The sequence below is a fragment of the Nocardiopsis mwathae genome, from assembly GCF_014201195.1.
GTDB classification, from domain to species: Bacteria; Actinomycetota; Actinomycetes; order Streptosporangiales; family Streptosporangiaceae; genus Nocardiopsis_C; species Nocardiopsis_C mwathae.
Window position 1 is genome coordinate 3946871 of record NZ_JACHDS010000001.1, and the last position, 18697, is coordinate 3965567.

The 18697-nt window shown below is 71.5% G+C and carries 13 protein-coding genes; 6 read left to right on the forward strand and 7 right to left on the reverse strand.

The features are described 5' to 3' along the window. Positions 1 to 53: 53 nt before the first annotated feature. Complete coding sequence (locus HNR23_RS17140; RefSeq protein ID WP_184076707.1) at positions 54 to 980, reverse strand: SEC-C domain-containing protein; 927 nt, start codon at positions 978 to 980, stop codon at positions 54 to 56. Positions 981 to 1160: 180 nt separating this feature from the next. Here HNR23_RS17140 and HNR23_RS17145 point away from each other — a divergent pair, with 180 nt between their 5' ends. From HNR23_RS17145 to HNR23_RS17165, 5 genes are all read left to right on the forward strand, one after another. Continuing rightward, positions 1161 to 1370, forward strand: a complete 210-nt coding sequence (locus HNR23_RS17145) for a hypothetical protein (protein WP_184076709.1) — start codon at positions 1161 to 1163, stop codon at positions 1368 to 1370. A 22-nt stretch (positions 1371 to 1392) separates the two neighbouring features. Next, entirely contained in the window at positions 1393 to 2076 is a 684-nt protein-coding gene (locus HNR23_RS17150; protein ID WP_184076711.1) for a hypothetical protein, read from the forward strand. A gap of 330 nt (positions 2077 to 2406) precedes the next feature. Further along, positions 2407 to 3528, forward strand: coding sequence for a class I SAM-dependent methyltransferase (locus HNR23_RS17155; protein WP_184076713.1), 1122 nt, complete (start codon positions 2407 to 2409; stop codon positions 3526 to 3528). Positions 3529 to 3539: 11 nt separating this feature from the next. Continuing rightward, complete coding sequence (locus HNR23_RS17160) at positions 3540 to 5588, forward strand: glycosyltransferase (protein WP_343070599.1); 2049 nt, start codon at positions 3540 to 3542, stop codon at positions 5586 to 5588. 10 nt (positions 5589 to 5598) lie between these two features. Then, on the forward strand, positions 5599 to 7236 hold the full coding sequence (locus tag HNR23_RS17165) for a glycosyltransferase (RefSeq protein WP_184076717.1): 1638 nt from the start codon (positions 5599 to 5601) through the stop codon (positions 7234 to 7236). A gap of 61 nt (positions 7237 to 7297) precedes the next feature. Here the strand turns inward: HNR23_RS17165 and HNR23_RS17170 are convergent, their stop codons facing one another. The 5 genes from HNR23_RS17170 to HNR23_RS17190 form a co-directional block, all read right to left on the reverse strand. Then, positions 7298 to 8557, reverse strand: a complete 1260-nt coding sequence (locus HNR23_RS17170) for a DUF418 domain-containing protein (protein WP_184076719.1) — start codon at positions 8555 to 8557, stop codon at positions 7298 to 7300. A gap of 168 nt (positions 8558 to 8725) precedes the next feature. Further along, positions 8726 to 10243, reverse strand: coding sequence for an enoyl-CoA hydratase-related protein (locus HNR23_RS17175; protein ID WP_184076721.1), 1518 nt, complete (start codon positions 10241 to 10243; stop codon positions 8726 to 8728). 334 nt (positions 10244 to 10577) lie between these two features. After that, entirely contained in the window at positions 10578 to 11234 is a 657-nt protein-coding gene (locus tag HNR23_RS17180) for a TetR/AcrR family transcriptional regulator (RefSeq protein ID WP_184076723.1), read from the reverse strand. Positions 11235 to 12055: 821 nt separating this feature from the next. Beyond that, positions 12056 to 13063, reverse strand: coding sequence for a dimethylarginine dimethylaminohydrolase family protein (locus tag HNR23_RS17185; protein ID WP_184076725.1), 1008 nt, complete (start codon positions 13061 to 13063; stop codon positions 12056 to 12058). Positions 13064 to 13372: 309 nt separating this feature from the next. Next, positions 13373 to 14317: an ATP-grasp domain-containing protein gene (locus HNR23_RS17190; RefSeq protein ID WP_184076727.1), complete on the reverse strand. Its 945-nt coding sequence runs from the start codon at positions 14315 to 14317 to the stop codon at positions 13373 to 13375. A gap of 282 nt (positions 14318 to 14599) precedes the next feature. Here HNR23_RS17190 and HNR23_RS17195 point away from each other — a divergent pair, with 282 nt between their 5' ends. Continuing rightward, on the forward strand, positions 14600 to 14935 hold the full coding sequence (locus HNR23_RS17195) for a YnfA family protein (protein ID WP_184076729.1): 336 nt from the start codon (positions 14600 to 14602) through the stop codon (positions 14933 to 14935). A gap of 252 nt (positions 14936 to 15187) precedes the next feature. On the opposite strand, the gene rpoB is transcribed toward HNR23_RS17195, so the two are convergent. Then, entirely contained in the window at positions 15188 to 18655 is a 3468-nt protein-coding gene (gene rpoB / locus HNR23_RS17200) for a DNA-directed RNA polymerase subunit beta (RefSeq protein ID WP_184076731.1), read from the reverse strand. Between the last annotated feature and the right edge of the window lie 42 nt (positions 18656 to 18697).

Sequence of the window (18697 nt, forward strand, 5' to 3'; positions counted from 1 at the left end):
CCCCGGGCTGTGGACAACCCGGCGCCGCGAGGCCCGGCGATCCCCCGCCGCGGTCAGCGCCGCGGACGGCCGCAGCAGCAGGCGTAGGGCTGCCCCGACATGCACCAGCACGGCGCGGGGTCGTGCGGCGGCCAGTGGGTCACGCCCACCCGCTCGGCCTGGTCGAGCAGGTAGTACTCGCGTGTGCCCGGCTGGTCGTCCGGCCCCGACGGAAGCCGCTGCACGATCTCGTGGTCCTCCACCCTGACCGGCACCAGGAGCCGCCGCCACACCCCGTGCGTCTCCGCGGCGATCTGCCACAGGACCTCGCTGCGCTGGTAGTAGAGCTCGGCGTCGACACCGGGCGGCAGCGCCTCCGCGGCCGCGGCGCGCTCGACCTCGCTCCGCGGGAAGTAGGGGGTCAGCACGGGCGCACCGGTGTCGGGGTGCTCGCGCATGCACTTCGCCTCGGCTTCGATGTCCTCCTGGAACAGGAGGAAGTCCAGCTCGTCCGGTGGGAGCCCGAGCTGTGTCCGCACCGCGGTCCGGTTGCGGCCCGCCTGGCGCCGGTCGCGCTGCGCCGCACCGTCGGCGGGGCACTCCAGGGTGAGGGCGCAGGTGTACCAGTGCAGCGCCCGTTCGAGATCGCCGTCGGCCGCCCACAGCGAGCCGAGCTGCTCGGCGGTGTGCACGGTGGGGGCGCAGCGTTCGAGCACTTCCAGCTCGGCCATGGCGCGCTCGGGTTGGCCCTGCTCCCGCAGGAGCATCACCTTGAAGTAGCGGGCGCTGAGCGACACCTGGCGGTCGCCCTCGCGGATCAGGCGGTCGCAGAACTCCAGCGTCCGCGCCTCGGGGTCGGCCACGCCGGCTCTGCGCGAGGCCGACCGAAACTGCAGCAGCCCGTGGATGGTGGATCTCCCGTCGCGCCACGCCATGCGCCGCGCAACGGCGATCCGATCCTCATCCCGCTGCCAGCGGCCGAATTCGGAACCCTTCCACATGCGGCGAATATAGTGCGCACATCCTCACGGCATCCGGCTTTTCCGCATATTCACCCGCCTCTCCCCCGAAGCACGCCCGCCTCTACCGGTGATCACGGCAAAAAGTGTCGATTTCACCCACTCTGCCCCGTCAAGTGCCGTGATGATCACGGAAACCGAAACCCCCGGTATCCTCCCGACATGCCCGTCCTCCCCCGGGGCCGCTTCACCCCCACCCGCTTCTCGGCCGCGCTCGCCCTCGCCGCGACGACCGCCCTCCTTTCCGCTTCCGCGGCCGCAGCGGACACCGTCGACTCCGCCGATGCCGGCGACGCCTACGTCCACACCAGCCCCGCCGCGTTCTTCGCCGAGCCGATCTCCGAGGAGCCCGAGGGCGCGGCGGCCATCTGATCGACGCACGCAGTTCGCCCCCGTGGCCGCCCCCTTCCACGTGGTGGCCACCCCCAAATCCCTGTCCGGCCACCTTTCCGGAGACGACCTCGTCGCCGCCGTCCAGGACCGCGTGGGCCACGAAGGCCTCTACGTACACATGGCCATCGGCCACCGGACGCTCGACGCCTTCACCACGCCGGGCGTGGACCTGCCGCTCGCCGACGCGCGGTCGGTGCTGCCGACGGACGACACCCTCACCCACCCCGTCCGGACACCGCGGGTCGCCGAGCGCTACGTGGACGCCCTGCTCGACCCCGACCTGCCCGAACGCGCCAACGGCCCCGCCGGCCCGGGCTTCATGACCGGGACGGTGGCGGCGGTCCTCGCCGGGGCCACCGCCGCCGACGTCCGGGCGCCTCCGGGCACCGCCCCCGAGTACCGGGACGCCCACGACCCGCCGGCCGCGCCGCCCGGCACCTGGCCCCGGGCGGGGAAGGCGGCCCGGACGCACCGGTGCGCGTGGCCGGCCCGCCGCACGGCCCCGGCTTCGGCCGCGGCAGCACCGGTGTCGGCGGCATCCGCCCGATGCGCCAGCACTGCCGCGAGCGGGACGCACACCGCCGCGCCCCCTGCGGGGGCACGCGGGCGGACGATGACGCGACCGGAGCCGCGGACAGAGGCCGAGAGGCACCCAGAAGGCGGTTTCACGTCCCGTTTCCGTTGATCTCGGGGATACCGACCGAATAACGACGAGTATTACGTCGATATCTCCGAGATCGACGAAAGGGCGGGAATCGGGAACCTCCACAGGGGAATTCCGTGGAATCGAAGCGGCGGTGAGCGAACTCCCCCGGGCGTGTTCCGTGCCGCAGGAAGACCGGCCCGGCTAGCATTACTCCCTATCGAACCCCGTCGCACCGGCATCGCTTCACGATTGGAATCGAAGCACGCGGCGGGAACGGCGGTGATTTCCGCGCCGACAACGCACCGCGGCCGCCACCGTTTTCGGGCATTGGCGACGTACGGCCGTCATTCATTCACGGGGGTTTCCACCATGCCGCTGCCGCGGTCGCGACTTCCACTCCTGCTGCTGGTCATCGCAGTGGTCGGGGTCGGGCTCATCATCACCGCGCGCACGGCGGACGCCGTGGGGTGGACGGCGGCCCTGGGGCTTGCCGCCACCGGTGCGGTCGGCCTCGCGATCGGCGTACTCGCCCTTCTGATGCGGCGGGTGATCGTGCAGATCCGCCGACTCGGCCGCACACTCGACACCAACACCCGCAGCATGTCGGAGGCGATCGGCGAACACCGCGTCGAATTCACCGAGATCATCGAGGGAACCCGCACCGAACTCGCCGGGTCGGTCGACCGCGTGCGCGCGGCCGTCCGGGAAATCAACGGGAATCTCGACCACATTCGCCCGACCCCCGCCAACGGCTCCGAAGCCCATCACTTCGAGCGGTTTCCGAGAATCACCGACCGCATCCCCCTCCCGCAGGACAACGGCGACCCCCGGCCGACCGACGAACCGGAACCGGGCGACGACCAAGGGCCGGGAGGCTGCGAGATCATGCAGGTCCGCCCGTTCGCCCCGACACCGCGCGGCTGGGCGGCCTCACCGGACGTGCAGCGGTTCGTCGCGCTGGCGGTCCTGGAGCGCCAACCCGCCCTTCTCGTCGAATGCGGGAGCGGGACCAGCAGCATCTGGCTCGGCGAGACCCTGCGCCGAACGGGCACCGGACGTCTGGTGGCGCTCGAACACGACGAGCGCTACGCGCGGCTCACCCGGGACATGGTGGCCGCCCACGGGCTGGACGGGATCGTCGAGGTGCGGTTCGCGCCGCTGGCCGACTGGCGGCCGCCCGGCGACGACGCCGGCACCGCCGCCGCCCGGCGCTGGTACCACCTCGACTCCATACACGACCTCGCCGGAATCGACATGCTCTTCGTCGACGGCCCGCCCACCGACGCGAGCGCCGAGGCCCGCTACCCCGCCGGCCCCGCCCTGCTCCCGCTGTGCTCGCCCTCCGCCCTCGTCGTCCTCGACGACGCCCAGGCCGCCGACGGCCGCGCCGTCACCGAGCGCTGGCTGGACGACCACCCCGCACTACGCCGTGAGGGCCTGTCCGGCGACATCGACGTGCACGTCTTCACCTGGGAACGGGGAACGCGGTGATACCCGACACGGTGCGTGCCGCACTGGAGCTGTCGGGCCACCAGGGCGCGGTGCTGTGCCACATCGGCGGTGACACGGCCCGCGACCTGCTCCCGGCCCGCCCGCCCGGGAAGGGCGACCGCGTCCTCGACCTCGACGACGCCGTTCCCGAGGCCCCCGGCGACCCCGCGCCCCCCGGTACCGGCACCGACGCGCGGCCGACCCCGGTCGGCCTCGCCGTCCTCATCGCCGCCACGCCCGCCGACCTGCGACGCGCCGTCCTCCCCAGCGAGGCGCTCCCGGCCTCCGCCCACCTCCTCCTCGGCATCCGCGCCCTCCCGAGGAACGGCACCCCGCCGTTGCCCTCGGCCCCCGGCCTGAACCAGTGGGCCGACCTCCACACCCTGCACGCCCAACGCCACGCCGACGACGCCTGGACGTGTGAGTTCCGATTCCTGGAACCGGTCGCCGTGCGGGAGGCGGTACTGGCGGTGGCCCGCGCGGTCGGCGGCGGCCGACGCCAGCGGCCCGCCTCACCCCTCGCCGGTCTGAGCGGCCCGGACGCCTCCCTGTGGTGCCCGGGCGACCCGACGGCGGTCGCGGTCCCCGATCCGGGCGGCCCCGTGCCCCTGCTCAGGGCGGCTCCCGTCGCCGACATCGCGCTGCGCTCCCATAACGGCCGGCCGCCGCACTGGACCGACGACACGGTCGCCTGCACCGACCGGCCCGGCCTCGCCACACTCTCCTGGGCGCGCCTCGGCCACGGCGGCGACGGCACACGCCTGCGCGACCTGCACCCCGGCGCGCTGGACGTCGACGACGTCCCCCCGATCGACGAGCGCGCCGTCAACCCGACCGGTTTCCGGTCGACGCCCGGCCCGCACATCGGCGGCCTGGTCCCCCGCCCGGACCGGTGGGCCGTGGTCGTCGGCAGGACGGTCCTCCTCCGTGTCCCCGACTCCGGCACCGTCACCGACGTCGACCTCGACCGGCTCCGCCACCTGCGCGGGGTACGCGTGGAATGGCACCGGCACAGCGGGCCCCTGGCGGCCGTGCGCGCGGTCGCCGGCCTGGCGGCGGGCGGTGTGCCGGTGTTCAGCGACCCGGTGCCCCGGTGGGGCCGGTGCCTCGGCGACGACCTGTGCTCCCTGCTCACCTCGGTCACCGCCGACGACCTGGCCGACCCGCTCACCCGCGAGGAGCACAGCGTGCGGCTGCGCCGGGCCGCGCTGCGCACCCACGGCTCCCTGGCCCGCTGGCGGCGGATCGGCGCCGGCGCCGGGTTCCCGGTTCCTCCGGAGCCGTCGGTCTCGGTCGTCCTGTGCACCCGACGCCCCGGGCTGCTGGACTTCGCGCTGCGGCAGATCGCCCTGCAGCGCGGCGTCGACCTCGAAGTGGTCCTGGGTCTGCACGGTGTGGAGCCGGACCTCCCCGAGGTGCGCGCGGCCGTCGCCGCCTTCCGCGCCTCCGGGCGCGAGATCACCGTCCACGCCGCCGACGGCGGCACCCGCTTCGGAACGGTGCTGAACCGGCTCGCGGCCAAGGCGGGCGGGAGCGTCATCGCCAAGATGGACGATGACGACTGGTACTCGCCGGACCACCTCTCCGACCTGCTGCTGGCCCGCGACTACTCGGGGGCCGACGTGGTCGGGTGCCCCGACGAGTACGTCTACGTGGTCGACCTGCACCAGACGATCCGCCGCCCCGCCGAGGTGGAGCGGACCGTCCCGGCGGTTTCGGGGGGAACCATCACCATGGACCGCGCCGTCCTGGAGGACATGGTCGCGTTCCGCCCCCTCGCCGTCTCCGAGGACAACCAGTTCCTGCACAACGTGGTGCGCTCCGGCGGCCGCATCTACATCACCCACGGGCTCGGCTACGTGACGCGCCGCTGCAGGTCAGGCCATACGTGGGACGACGGGACCGCGTTCTATCTGCGCCGCGGCGGCCAGCAGTGGTACGGGTGGCGGCCCAGTGCCCTGCTGGACTGCGATCCCTCGCTCGTTCCGCAGCCGCCGCACACCACCCGAGCAACGCACATGGAGAGAGACAGTGACGGTCGTCGACAAGGCATCGCCTGAACCAGGGGGCGTGGCACCGCGGAGCGAGGAGTCGGGGCCCGTCCTCCACCAGCCGCGGATCCGCCGCAACGACTACTCCGTGCTGATACCGCCGCAGCTCGGCGAGTGGACGCCCACCCTGGACGTGTCGGTGGTCATCCCCGCCCACGGCAACGCCGACAAGCTGCCCCTGGTGCTGGCCGCGCTCGCCGCGCAGAGCTACCCCGAGCGCCTCATGCAGACCGTCGTCGTCGACGACGGCAGTGACCCGCCGCTCACCCTGCCGGAGATCCGGCCGGAGCGGACCCGGATCGTGCGCCCCGACCCGTCGGTGTGGGGGCCCGGCGGCGCGGTCAACACCGGCGTGGCGGTCTCGGAGGGGGCGGTGGTCCTGCGCCTCGACTCCGACATGCTGATCCACCGCGACCACGTGGAGTCGCAGCTGCGCTGGCACCACCGGGCCGACTACCTCGGTGTGATCGGCGACAAGCGGTTCGTGGACTTCACGCCGGGCGACCTCAGCGCGCAGGAGGCCTTCGAGGCCGTCCGCGACGGGCGTGCCGCCGAGCTGTTCGGCCGTGACAACGGGCCGGAGGTGTGGATCGAGCGGATCCTGAACCGTACCGACCGGCTGCGCTCCGAGGGGCCACGCGCCTACCGGGTGTTCACCGGCGCCACCTGTTCGGTGCGCCGCGAGCTCTTCGACGCCGTCGGGGGCATGGACCCCACGCTGCTGCTCGGCGAGGACGTCGAGCTGGGGTACAGGCTCGCCCAGGCCGGGGTGGTCTTCATCCCCGAACTGGGGGCCGGCGCCTGGCACCTCGGCGAGGCGCGGACGCGGATGCGCCACGAGGAGGCCACCCGCTACCGGATCCCCTCCGTCGGACACCGCATCCCCGACTCCGACCTGCGGCGGGACATCCGCGGGCGGCGCTGGCAGGTGCCCTACGTCGACGCGGTCATCGACGTCGGCGACCACCCCTGGGAAAGGGTCCGCGACACCGTCGACGGCCTGCTGACCGGTGAGGTCGACGACGTCCGCGTCACGCTCGTCGGGCCGTGGGCCGAGCTGGACGCCGACGAAAGGCGGGCTCCGCTCGACGACCCGCGCCTCGACCTGCGCCTGCTGCGGGAGACCTACCGGACGGACGACCGTGTGCGGTTCGGCGATGTCCCCCCGGTTCGGGACGGTGCCGTGCCGTTCCGGTTCACGCTTCCCGCCGACAGCCGCCCCACCCGCTGGGCCCTGCGCACGCTGATCGAGACCGCCGACCGGGAACGCGCCGGGCTGGTCGGGGTGCTGCTGCGCGGCTCCGGCGAGGAGGCGCCCTATCCGCGCCTCGAACGCACCGCCGCCTTCGCCCGCGCCTACCGCCTCGGCGCGACGGCCGCCGACGTGGACCGGCTCGTCGACGAGATCTACGGAGTGCGGTGGGTGGACGGGGACGGTGTGTTCGCCGACGACCGCGAGCACCGCGAGCCGACACCCTGCTGTGCGTGCCAGGAGAAGCTGGAGGACGCCCGGCGCCAGGCCGGTCGGGAGCGGATCCGCGCCGAACGGGAGCGCGCCCGTGCCGACCGGTACGACCGCCAGCTGCGGTGGCTGCGTGAGTCCCCCTCGCCCGGGCTGTGGCGACGCATCCTGCCCGAGCGCTGGTCGCGCGACTGAGAAGCGTCCCCTGCCCTCCGGGGCAGGGGACGCTCCGGCGGCGCGGGCCGTCGGAGCCGGCTCAGCCGACCTTGAGGACGCCGCCCCGGTCTCCGGAGGCGGGCCCGGGAGCGGCGGCCGGGCGGGCGGGGGCGGGGGTGCGGCGCCAGGTGGGGATCTCCAGGTTGGTGACGGCGCGGAGCACCCACTCGATCGGGCCGTAGGTGTGCACGGCCATCCAGCGGGCGCTCAGCCACAGCTGGGCCGCGTAGATCGCGACGGCGATCAGCAGTACGTAGGCCGGGGCGACCCGGCCGACCAGGCCGAAGCCGAACCCGGTGAAGATGATCGCGCAGATCAGCGACTGGCCCAGGTAGTTGGACAGCGCCATGCGCCCGGCCGGGGCCAGCGCGGCGGCGAGCCGCGCGCCGCGCTCGCTCTGGAAGAACCGCAGCAGCGTGGCGGCGTAGGCGGCGGACAGGAACGGGCCGGTGAGGATGACCATGGACAGCGCGTAGACGTCGCTGGTGCCGCCCATGTCGGCCAGGGCCAGCGAGCCGACCAGGCCGACCGGGAAGCCGATCCACTGGACGAGGCGCAGCGCGCGGTCGTGGGCGCCGACGTCGGCGAGCACCCGGTGGCGACCGGCGGCCAGACCGACGAGGAACGCGGCGAAGGCGACCGGACCCTGCATGCCCACCAGCGCGACCGCCATGTGCGGCAGCGCCTGCACGTGCTCCATGATCACCGTGGCGGGGCTTGCGGCGAGAGCAGCCGTGGTGTGGGCACCGGCGGCCAGCGCGGCGTCGGCGTCGAACGCCGCCATCCCGCTCAGCCCGAGCCAGCGGAACTGGATCACGACCAGGCCGACCAGCACCGCCGCCGTGATGAGCGCGGTGCGCGCCGTGACCCGGTGCATCGCCAGCAGCAGCAGGCCGAGCAGGGCGTAGGTGGTGAGGATGTCGCCCTGGAAGAGCAGCACCGCGTGCAGCGCCCCGATGACGAACAGCCCGCCCAGGCGGCGCAGGAAGCGCCACCTGAAGTCGACGCCCTTCCGCTGCGCCGAGTCGAGCTGCAGCGTGAAGCTGTAGCCGAACAGGAACGAGAAGAGCAGGTAGAACTTCGTCTCGAAGAACATCGCCACGAACCAGTGCACGCCCTTGTCCATGAGGGACGTGAAGGCGGGGTCGTGCACCTGGTGGAAGGTGTAACCCGAGGCGAAGAAGCCGATGTTGACGACCAGGATTCCGAAGAGCGCGAAGCTGCGCAGCGCATCGAGGTCGAGGATCCGCCGCTGCGGAGTGGTCGGCTTGGAGGGGCTGTTCACCGCGCTTGTGCTCATGTCGTCGAAGGTACTGATCAGGCGACTCACCAGGCCATATGCCAGGCTTGCCGGTGCGGGGTGGGGGACGTCTTCACACACAGTGGTGGCGTGGGAACGTGGTGAGTGGTGCCTGCACCCCTCCCGCCCGGCGCCGCAGAGCCGAGGCCGCCGGTCCGCGGCCCCCGGTCAGGAACCGCCCACCAGCACCACTCCCAGGACGGCCGGTTCGTCGCCGCGGTTCGACCAGGTGTGGTCGACCCTGTCCCGGACGAGCACGTCACCGGGGCCCAGCTCCACCTCGCGGCCGTCCAGGACGCAGACCACCGTCCCGGCCAGGACGATGAAATAGCCGGTGGCGGCGTCGGTACCCGGCCCCACGCCGACCGGGCCACCATCCGCCGCCTCACCGCCCACGCCCAGCACGCGCCGGACATCGGGCTCCTGCCGGCTCTCCCTGCCACCGGTACCCTCCCGCCGCACCCGGTCCGGCTGGAGGTAGAACATCCGGAAAACGCTGCCACCCCGCGGCGGGCCGGAATCCTCCACTACGACGGGGACACCGCGCTCCCCACCGCCGGTGCGCCAGAAGTCGTCGACCGCACCGGCGGCGCCCTCGGCCCGGGCCGGGGTGGCCTCGGACAGGGCGGCGGGGCGGCCGTCGCCTCCCGGACTCGCGATGAGGAGGCGCGCGGAGGCGGGGAGTGGCGGCAGGTCGCGCCGACCGCGCCGGGTGCGGCAGGAGAAGCGCGTCCGGTGGCCGCCGCTGTCGGGGGCGTCGCTCGGCGCGCTCTCCGCGCTCTCCGCGCTCTCCGCGGTGTCGGCGGTGTCGGCGGGGCGCTCCGTCCCGTGCGGCGGGCGGATGGACTCGGCGAGCAGGGCGCCCAGCGCCTCCTGCTCGATGGCGAGTGCGGCGTCGATTCCGGCCATGGCCGCGACGCGGTAGGCGGTGGAGACGAGCGTCGCCCGCGCGGTGGAGGCGTCGTGGGGTGCGGCCGGGCGCGCCGGGGTGGCGGGGGCGGCCGCCATCCGGTGCCCGAGGCGGTCCCAGGGCTGCACGGGGTCCGGGTTGGCGGCGATCCACGCCTCGGCCTGGTGCTGCAGGGCGTCGGAGTCGGGGGCGATCTCCTCGACCAGGCCGAGCGCCCGCGCGCGCCGGGGCGGGTAGGCGGCGTCTTCGTGTAACAGGTTGGCCAGCGCCGCCGCCGGCCCCCAGCGGTGCACGACGCGCGAGACGCCCCCGGCGAGCGGGAGCAGGCCCGCATCAGCGTCAGGGAGCCCGACCCGGGACCCGTCGTCCTCGACGGCGATGCGGTGGTGGCAGGCGAGCGCCAGCTCGAAGCCCGCCCCCAGCGCGCTGCCGTCGATGGCCGCGACGACGGGGACACCGAGCCGCTCCAGGCGGCGCAGGGTCGTGCGCAACGTGCCCAGGGCGGCGTCGCGGCCGCGCCGGTCGCAGGCGAACCGCTCCAGCGTCGCGGGGGCGGTGCCGAGCATGAACGTCGGCTTGGCCGAGGTGAGGATGACCCCGGTGATGTCCTCCCGGGACCGGTGGAGGTGGTCGACCGCATCCGACAGCGCGTCGATGAGGCCGCCGGTGAGCAGGTTGGCGCCGTGCCCGTGCCGGTCGAGGACGAGGGTGACGACGCCGGTGAAGTCGAGGTGCCACCGCAGCGGGCGGGGCGGCGAGGCGCTCGCGGCCATCATGGGCGGATCCGGGCGGCGGGACTCGGGGGTGTCCCGGCGATCCCGGGGGCGGCTTCGGGGCACTCATGGGCCGGGGTCGGCCGGGGCCCTCGCATCTCGTCCTCGGTGCGGGTCAGCATCTCGCGGACCACACCCCTCGGACCGGGGAGCGGCGCGAGCGCCCACCGCAGCGGCGGGCGCTCGTCGGCACCGGGAGGGGCGGACACTCGCAGGGGACCGAGGATTCGCACACCATCATCACGTCCTTACCGGAGGACGGCGAAGGACACCGCGACCCGCCGACGTTGTCACGGTCGGCCTTCACCTCTCCCGTCGTCAGGCCCGAAGGCGGGAGTCAGCATGGTCTGCCGAGGATACGCAGCACCGCGATCAGCAGCAGCCTATGCAGCTCGGCGCGGTCCTCGTCGGTGTGCGGGGCCGTGAGAACGTCGTGGCACCGCTTGAAGACCATGCCCAGGATCATCTGGACCAGGGGGCGCGCGTCCCCCGCGTCCCGGGGGAGCAGGTCGGCGAACCGCGCCTCCTCGACCGCTTCGCGCAGGGCCTCCTCCCAGGGGGCCATGTGGCCCTGCCACCACTCCGGCTCGGTCGTCTTCGTCTCGAAGGACGTGGCCATCGCGGCGCCGAGCAGCCCGCCGGAGTCCTCCCAGAAGGCGATGAGGTCGTCGAGGAGGCGGCCGATGTACTCCTCGAAGCCCTCCATACGCCCGAACCGCAGGTCGACACGGGACATCAGGGCGGTGAACCGCGCGTCCATCGCGTCGCGAAGGATCTCGGTCTTGGCGTCCTGGTCGCCGTAGTAGGTGTAGACGCTGGAGTGGCTGATGCCGGCTCCGGCGGCGACCTCGGTCACCGAGATGTCCCGAAACGACTTGTGCCGCAGCAGGTCGGCCAAACTCTGCTGGAGTTGCAGCTGGCGACGAAGGCGCCGAGCGGCACTGTCCTCGGCGTTCTGGCTGCGCCGGAGGCGCGGAGATTCAGGCGGGGTCATAGTGCAGAGGGTAGATGCTGCGATCACACCCCTATTCCCCCTCTCCCACCTGCAACCTTAGATCGCAGTTACTCAACAGTGTGTTTGTTTCAGACGATACAGTGTTGACGATTCGGCACAGAGTTGCAAGACTCACTCTCGGTCGAACGCACGCAGCACGCGAGCGATCACGACGACGCGCTGGAGGGGGAGGACGGCCGCCGGCCCGGCTCTCCGTGGACGGCACAGAGGAGCGCCCCGGCGTCCCCTCCCCCTCCTTCGCCCTTCGCCCGGCGACCGGCGCCCGGCGACCGGCGACCGGCGACGAGCAGCACCCTGCCCGAGCCCGGTCGGCACCCTCGAAGCGGATCCCTTGCTTCCGTTGTTCTCGGGGCTGTCGACCGAATTCTCGTCGGTGTTCGGTCGACAGCCCCGAGATCAACGGAGGAAGGCGCGGGAAAGCACTTTCCCTAAGTGGGCGCCGGATCCAGGCGGGCTGGGCGCCCGGATCTGTGGTTTCCGGCCGGCTGAAACCCCCTCCCGCAATGACCATGGGATTCAATCGGACGAAACGGAAATCGTCGGATGCGAGCCCATGCTCGTCTTCAGCGAGACCCCAGGGCTCCCGGATCGCGGAAACCGCTGCACGCGAAGCGGAAAAACGGGCTTCCGGCCGACCCGAACCGTCGATCGGCTCGCCCACAACGTCCAACCGAGCCCGAAAAGCCACCGGACAGCGCTTCCCCACCCTCTCCTCCGATGATCTCGGCAGAGGAGAGTCGGTCACCCCGCGGGGTGACCGACGGGGGCGGCAGCCGCTTGCGGCCTCCACCGACTCCAGGTCAGCCGCGGACCAGAGGGGCGGTGGCGCAGCGGACGCCGCCGCCGTTCTGCGACACCTTCGCGAACGAGATGTCGTCGACGACCTCGACACCGCGGCGGCGCAGCTCTCCGATCAGCCGGGTGTGCTCACTCGGGACGATCACCCGGTTCGGGGCCAGGCAGAGGGTGTTGCACCCCATGGCGCGAGCCTCCTCCTCGGTCGCGTCGATGACCTCCCAGTCGGCGATGAGGTCGGGGAGACCGCCGGTGAACGCGGGACGATGGGCGATGGCGAGTCCCGGCCGGACGACCGCGAGGACGCAGTCGAGGTGGAGCCACGTGTCGGCCAGCTGCACCTGGTGGACCCGCCGACCGCCGGCGTGGCGGCGCAGCCAGTCGACGCCCGCGCGGTTGCTGGCCAGACCGGAGTCGCCGACGAGGATGTCGTCGTCCAGCAGGAACACGTCGCCGCCTTCGAGGAACGGCCCCGGTCCGTCGGGCCGCTCGATGTCGAACTCGCTCGGCAGCGGGGGCGGCGCCGCGATCCAGCAGGCCTCGGAATCCTCGGCGAGCCGGGCGGCGAGCGCATCGCGGAAGGCGAACGCCTCCTTGCGGCGCCCCGGGATCATCAGCGAGGCCTCGATGACCGCAGAACCGACGACGATGATCGGGTCGCGGGCGAACACCGGTGCTCCGCCCGGCACCACGTACCGCGACTCCGCATCGGTGAACGGCCGAGGCCGGTGGACCCGCACCCCGTCGGCCTCGAACAGCGCCGCGAGGTCGTCGAGCTCCCGTGTGACGGCGTGGACCTCCTCGGGCGGGTAGACGTCCAGCACCGGTCGGCCCGCGTTCCTGTCGAGGAACTCGACCTCCTCCGGGGAGAGACGGATGTACTTCACGGCGGAGTACGACAACGGCATCACCAGCCCGTCGGGATCGTTGGCGCCCACCACGACCTCGCGCAGCGGCGCGAACTCGTTCCGCACGGAGATGGCCTCGGTGCGGGCGCTGTCGGGCTGCTTCATGGACCCCGCGAGTGTTGTGTGACGAACCGGACCCGTCTGTTCCTCCGGCATGCGTGCCACCTCCCTGTTCTGCCGCCCCCCTTGTGCGCCCGGCCGCGCCACGGGCGACACTCACTCCCAGGGTCACAACGGCGCCCCCGGATTCCTTCCGCCGCGGGGATGAAGTTCGGCCGACCGGCGTCCCCCGTTCGATGTACGCCGAGCCGCTGCGCCACCACCTGGCCCGAGCTGACCAGCGCGATCCGCGCCTCCCTCCCCGCCTGACGGACGCGCCTCTCGCCCACGCACCGTCCCGATCCGGTGGCCGCGTCACGTCCGCGCCCCGGTCCGGACGTCCTCGATGGCGTGGGAGACCATCCGGAAGAGTTCGAGGCCGAGGTCCTTGCCGGCGGCACGGAACAGCTCCGGGTACAGGGCGGGGTAGGTGTTCTCGTCGACGATGATCGGGGAACCGCCGTGGAGGATCATGTCGAAACCGATGATGTGCGCGCCCAGGGCCTTCTGGGCACGTAGGGCCTGCTCGGCGTAGGCCGGGGGGACCTCGCACGCGTCGACGCCACCGCCCTCCCCGCCGGGGTCGTAGACCTTGGCGGCGCCGCCTCCCATCTGCGCCCACCGGTGCGGCCGTTTGCGGTAGCCGTACATCAGCGAGCCGTTGATGACGGTGGCCGAGATCCAGTCGGCGGGGTCGTTGTCGTAGAAGCGCTCCAGCAGGTACGTGCCGTCGGGGGCCGTCGGCACGGCGCTGGTCAGATAGCCGACCAGGTCGCGCAGCGTGGGGTAGCCGTCGATGAGGAGCACCCCGGTGCCGAAGTAGCCCCGGCGCGGCTTGAGGACCGCCTTCCCCCACTCGGCGAGGACCGGTTCCGCGGCCGCCACGTTTCCCTGGTGGATCAGCACCGAGTCGGGCACGGCCACCCCGGCACGCCTGAGCGCCAGGTGGGCGCGGTGCTTGTCCACGCCGTTGGCCAGGCCCTCCGGGTCGACGATCACCCGGGTGTCGCGGCTCAGGTTCTCCAGGGCCTCAAGGTGGTAGCTGTGCGGGCCGCGGTCGATCTGCGCGTACCAGACGTAGAGGTCGAGGTCGTTGAGGCAGAGGCCGCCGTGGTGGACGCGCCCGTTGCGGATGTGGGTCCGGTCGATGTTGAGGCCGTGGACGAACTCCACACCGTCGAGGCCGTCGAGGTCGGCCAGCAGGGCAAGGCACCGCTCCTGGTCGTCCGCGGGGATCGTGTGCACCGGCAGTCGGCGCACGGCATCGGAGGTTCCGATCGGCGCCGTCGACAAGAACGTACCGACTCGCAACGCGGCGTCCCCTCCCTTGTCAGGCCCACAGCACCACCCGAATATAACGCTGCGTAACCGGTTGAGGTCGTCCGCGACGCCGATGTGGGACAGGTTCGGTTCGGTGTCCGGGTGGAGTGCAGACGGGTGGAGTGCAGAATGGAGGACCGCCGCACATCGCACCTGTTGTGCCGGTTCGCCCCGGTGCAGGCATGGACGTCCGCCCGTCCCGAACCCCGGAGAGTCATTCACGTGCTGCCCGTAAAGTCCGTCCTCCTGTTCATCCTCGCCGCCCTGTTCGAGATCGGCGGGGCCTGGCTGGTGTGGCAGGGCGTGCGCGAACACCGCGGCCTGCTGTGGGTCGGTGCCGGCGTCATCGCCCTGGGACTCTACGGTTTCGTCGCCACGCTGCAGCCCAATGCCGATTTCGGGCGCATCCTGGCCGCCTACGGCGGCGTTTTCGTCGCCGGCTCACTGGCCTGGGGCATGGTCATGGACGGCTACCGCCCCGACCGCCTGGACATCGTCGGCGCCCTGATCTGCCTGGTGGGCGTCGCCGTGATCATGTACGCCCCGCGCGGCGCGTGAAGACCGCGACGCCGACACGAACTCCACCGTCCGAAATTCGAGTTCTCGAATCGATCGCCACACGAAGGGCTTGGGGAGGTGGGGTGAGTCCCGGCACCGGTGTTCGTCGAGGCGGGAGGGGGCGGCCCCGCTGCGGTTCCGGCCGTTGCGGGGCCGCCGTGTCCGGTTCGGGGTCGGGTGGCGGGCCCGAGCCGGGAGGGGGCGTGTTCCTACCGGCTCGGGACGGGACCCGCAGGTGACGTGCGAAAGACGTCAGGCTTCTTCGACGCTGCTCGGTTCGCGGCGGCCGAGGTCGATCCCCAGTTCTTCCGCTGCACGGAAGACGTCTTCGTCGGTGTCGCGCATCTCGATGGACATACCGTCACTGGACAGCACCTCCACGTTCAGACAGAGCGACTGCATCTCCTTGATGAGCACCTTGAAGGACTCGGGGATGCCCGGCTCGGGGATGTTCTCGCCCTTGACGATCGCCTCGTAGACCTTCACACGGCCGACGACGTCATCGGACTTGATGGTGAGCTGTTCCTGCAGGGCGTAGGCGGCGCCGTAGGCCTCCAGCGCCCAGACCTCCATCTCGCCGAACCGCTGGCCGCCGAACTGCGCCTTACCACCCAGCGGCTGCTGGGTGATCATCGAGTACGGACCGGTGGAGCGCGCGTGGATCTTGTCGTCCACCAGGTGGTGCAGCTTGAGGAAGTAGGTGTAGCCGACGGAGATCGCCTGGTCGAAGGGCTCGCCGGTGCGGCCGTCGAACAGCTGCGTCTTGCCGTCGGTACCGATGAGGGAGTTGCCGTCCTCGTCGGGGAGGGCCGACGTGATCAGGCCGCTGAGCTCGTCGCCGTGCAGGCCGTCGAAGACGGGGGTGGCCACGTGCGAGTTCGGCGGTGCCTCGGCCGCCCCGATGTCGTGGAGCGCACGCTTCCACGGCTCGTCCGTGCCCTCGACATGCCAGCCGTTCTTGGCCAGCCAGCCCAGGTGGACCTCCAGCACCTGGCCGATGTTCATCCGGCCCGGCACACCCAGCGGGTTCAGGATGATGTCGACCGGCGTACCGTCGGCCATGAACGGCATGTCCTCCTGCGGAAGGATCTTGGCGATCACACCCTTGTTGCCGTGCCGGCCGGCCAGCTTGTCACCATCGGTGATCTTGCGCTTCTGCGCCACATACACACGCACCAGCTCGTTGACACCCGGCGGCAGCTCGTCGCCCTCGTCCCGGCTGAACACCCGAACACCGATGACCTTGCCCGACTCACCGTGCGGCACCTTCAGCGAGGTGTCGCGCACCTCCCGCGCCTTCTCCCCGAAGATCGCCCGCAGCAGCCGCTCCTCCGGCGTCAGCTCGGTCTCGCCCTTCGGCGTCACCTTCCCCACCAGGATGTCGCCGTCCACGACCTCCGCGCCGATCCGGATGATCCCCCGGTCGTCCAGATCCGCCAGCACCTCGTCGGAGACGTTGGGGATCTCCCGGGTGATCTCCTCGGGACCCAGCTTGGTGTCCCGCGCGTCGACCTCGTGCTCCTCGATGTGGATCGAGGACAGCACGTCGTCCTGCACGAGCCGCTGGGAGAGGATGATCGCGTCCTCGTAGTTGTGGCCCTCCCAGGACATGTAGGCCACCAGCAGGTTCTTGCCCAGCGACATCTCGCCCTGGTCGGTCGAGGGGCCGTCGGCCAGCACCTGGCGCTCCTCCACCCGCTGGCCCTCGGCCACGATCGGGCGCTGGTTGAAGCACGTGCCCTGGTTGGACCGCTTGAACTTGCCCAGCCGGTAGGTCTTGCGCGTACCGTCGTCGGCCAGCACCGTCACATAGTCGGCCGTCACGTCCTCGACCACACCGGCGGCCTCGGCCAGCATGACGTCGCCCGCGTCGGTGGCCGCACGGTACTCCATGCCGGTGCCGACGTACGGGGCCTCGGCGCGCAGCAGCGGCACGGCCTGGCGCTGCATGTTGGAGCCCATCAGCGCGCGGTTGGCGTCGTCGTGCTCCAGGAACGGGATCATGGCGGTGGCCACCGACACCATCTGGCGCGGCGAGACGTCCATGTAGTCGACCTCACCGACCGCCACCTGTTCGAATTCGCCACCCTTGCGGCGAACGAGCACACGATCCTCGGCGAAGGTCCCGTCGGCGCCGACCGGGGTGTTGGCCTGCGCGATGACGTAGCGGTCCTCCTCATCGGCGGTGAGGTAGACGACCTCGTCGCTCAGGCGGCCGTCGACGACCCTGCGGTAGGGCGTCTCGACGAAGCCGAAGGAGTTGACCCGGCCATAGGCGGCCAGCGAGCCGATCAGACCGATGTTCGGGCCTTCCGGCGTCTCGATCGGGCACATGCGGCCGTAGTGCGACGGGTGGACGTCGCGCACCTCGAAGCCGGCGCGTTCACGGGACAGACCGCCCGGACCCAGGGCGGACAGCCGCCGCTTGTTGGTCAGACCGGCCAGCGGGTTGGTCTGGTCCATGAACTGGGAGGACTGCGAGGTGCCGAAGAACTCCTTGACGGACGCGACGACCGGACGGATGTTGATCAGGGTCTGCGGCGTGATCGCCTCGACGTCCTGGGTGGTCATGCGCTCGCGCACGACCCGCTCCATCCGCGCCAGGCCCAGCCGGACCTGGTTCAGGATGAGCTCACCGACGGTACGCACACGCCGGTTGCCGAAGTGGTCGATGTCGTCCGTCTCGACGATGACCTCACCGTCGACGCCCGGCATGGTCTCCTCACCGGCGTGCAGCCGCACCAGGTAGTCGATCGTCGCGACGATATCGTCCTCGGTCAGCGTCCCCTGCGTGAACTCCGCCTCCACCCCGAGCTTCTTGTTGATCTTGTACCGGCCCACCTTGGCCAGGTCATAGCGCTTCGGGTTGAAGTACAGGTTCTCCAGCAGCGCCTGGGCCGACTCCTTGGTCGGCGGCTCCCCCGGACGCAGCTTGCGGTAGATGTCCAGCAGCGCGTCGTCGGTCCCCGCCGTCGGGTCCTTCTCCAGCGTGTTGCGGATCGACTCATAGGCGCCGAACCGCTCCAGGATCTGGTCGGTCGTCCACCCCAGCGCCTTGAGCAGGACCGTCACACCCTGCTTGCGCTTGCGGTCGATGCGCACACCGACGAAGTCGCGCTTGTCGACCTCGAACTCCAGCCACGCACCCCGCGACGGGATGACCTTGCAGCCGTACAGGTCCTTGTCGGAGGACTTGTCGACCTGGCGATCGAAGTACACGCCCGGGGAGCGGACCAGCTGCGACACCACGACACGCTCGGTGCCGTTGATGATGAACGTGCCCTTGACCGTCATGAGCGGGAAATCACCCATGAACACCGTCTGGCTCTTGATCTCACCGGTGTCGTTGTTGATGAACTCCGCCGTGACGAACATCGGGGCGGAGTAGGTCATGTCCTTGTCCTTGCACTCCTCTTCGGAGTACTTGGGCGGCTCGAACCGATGGTCGCGGAACGACAGCGACATCGTGCCCGAGAAGTCCTCGATGGGACTGATCTCCTCGAAGATCTCTTCGAGACCGGACCGCTCCGGAACGTCCTTGCGGCCGGCGTTACGGGCCGCCTCGACTCGGGCACGCCACTTCTCATTGCCCAGCAGCCAGTCGAACGAGTCGGTCTGCAGAGCGAGAAGATCAGGAACTTCCAGGGGCTCCCGGGTGCGCGCGAAGGAGACGCGGCGCAGGCCGGAGGATACGGCGGAGGTGTTGCGCGAGGCTGCCAACAGGGGTCCTTCCGGAGGGCACGGACGGAATCGAAGTGCACG

What these genes read in the sequence shown, in the direction of transcription:
- HNR23_RS17175 (WP_184076721.1), bottom strand. Translation starts at nt 10,243, where the DNA reads ATGATGGCCGCGAGCGCCTCGCCGCCCCGCCCGCTGCGGTGGCACCTC.
- HNR23_RS17170 (WP_184076719.1), bottom strand. Translation starts at nt 8,557, where the DNA reads ATGAGCACAAGCGCGGTGAACAGCCCCTCCAAGCCGACCACTCCGCAG.
- HNR23_RS17140 (WP_184076707.1), bottom strand. Translation starts at nt 980, where the DNA reads ATGTGGAAGGGTTCCGAATTCGGCCGCTGGCAGCGGGATGAGGATCGG.
- HNR23_RS17185 (WP_184076725.1), bottom strand. Translation starts at nt 13,063, where the DNA reads ATGAAGCAGCCCGACAGCGCCCGCACCGAGGCCATCTCCGTGCGGAAC.
- HNR23_RS17145 (WP_184076709.1), top strand. Translation starts at nt 1,161, where the DNA reads ATGCCCGTCCTCCCCCGGGGCCGCTTCACCCCCACCCGCTTCTCGGCC.
- HNR23_RS17180 (WP_184076723.1), bottom strand. Translation starts at nt 11,234, where the DNA reads ATGACCCCGCCTGAATCTCCGCGCCTCCGGCGCAGCCAGAACGCCGAG.
- HNR23_RS17155 (WP_184076713.1), top strand. Translation starts at nt 2,407, where the DNA reads ATGCCGCTGCCGCGGTCGCGACTTCCACTCCTGCTGCTGGTCATCGCA.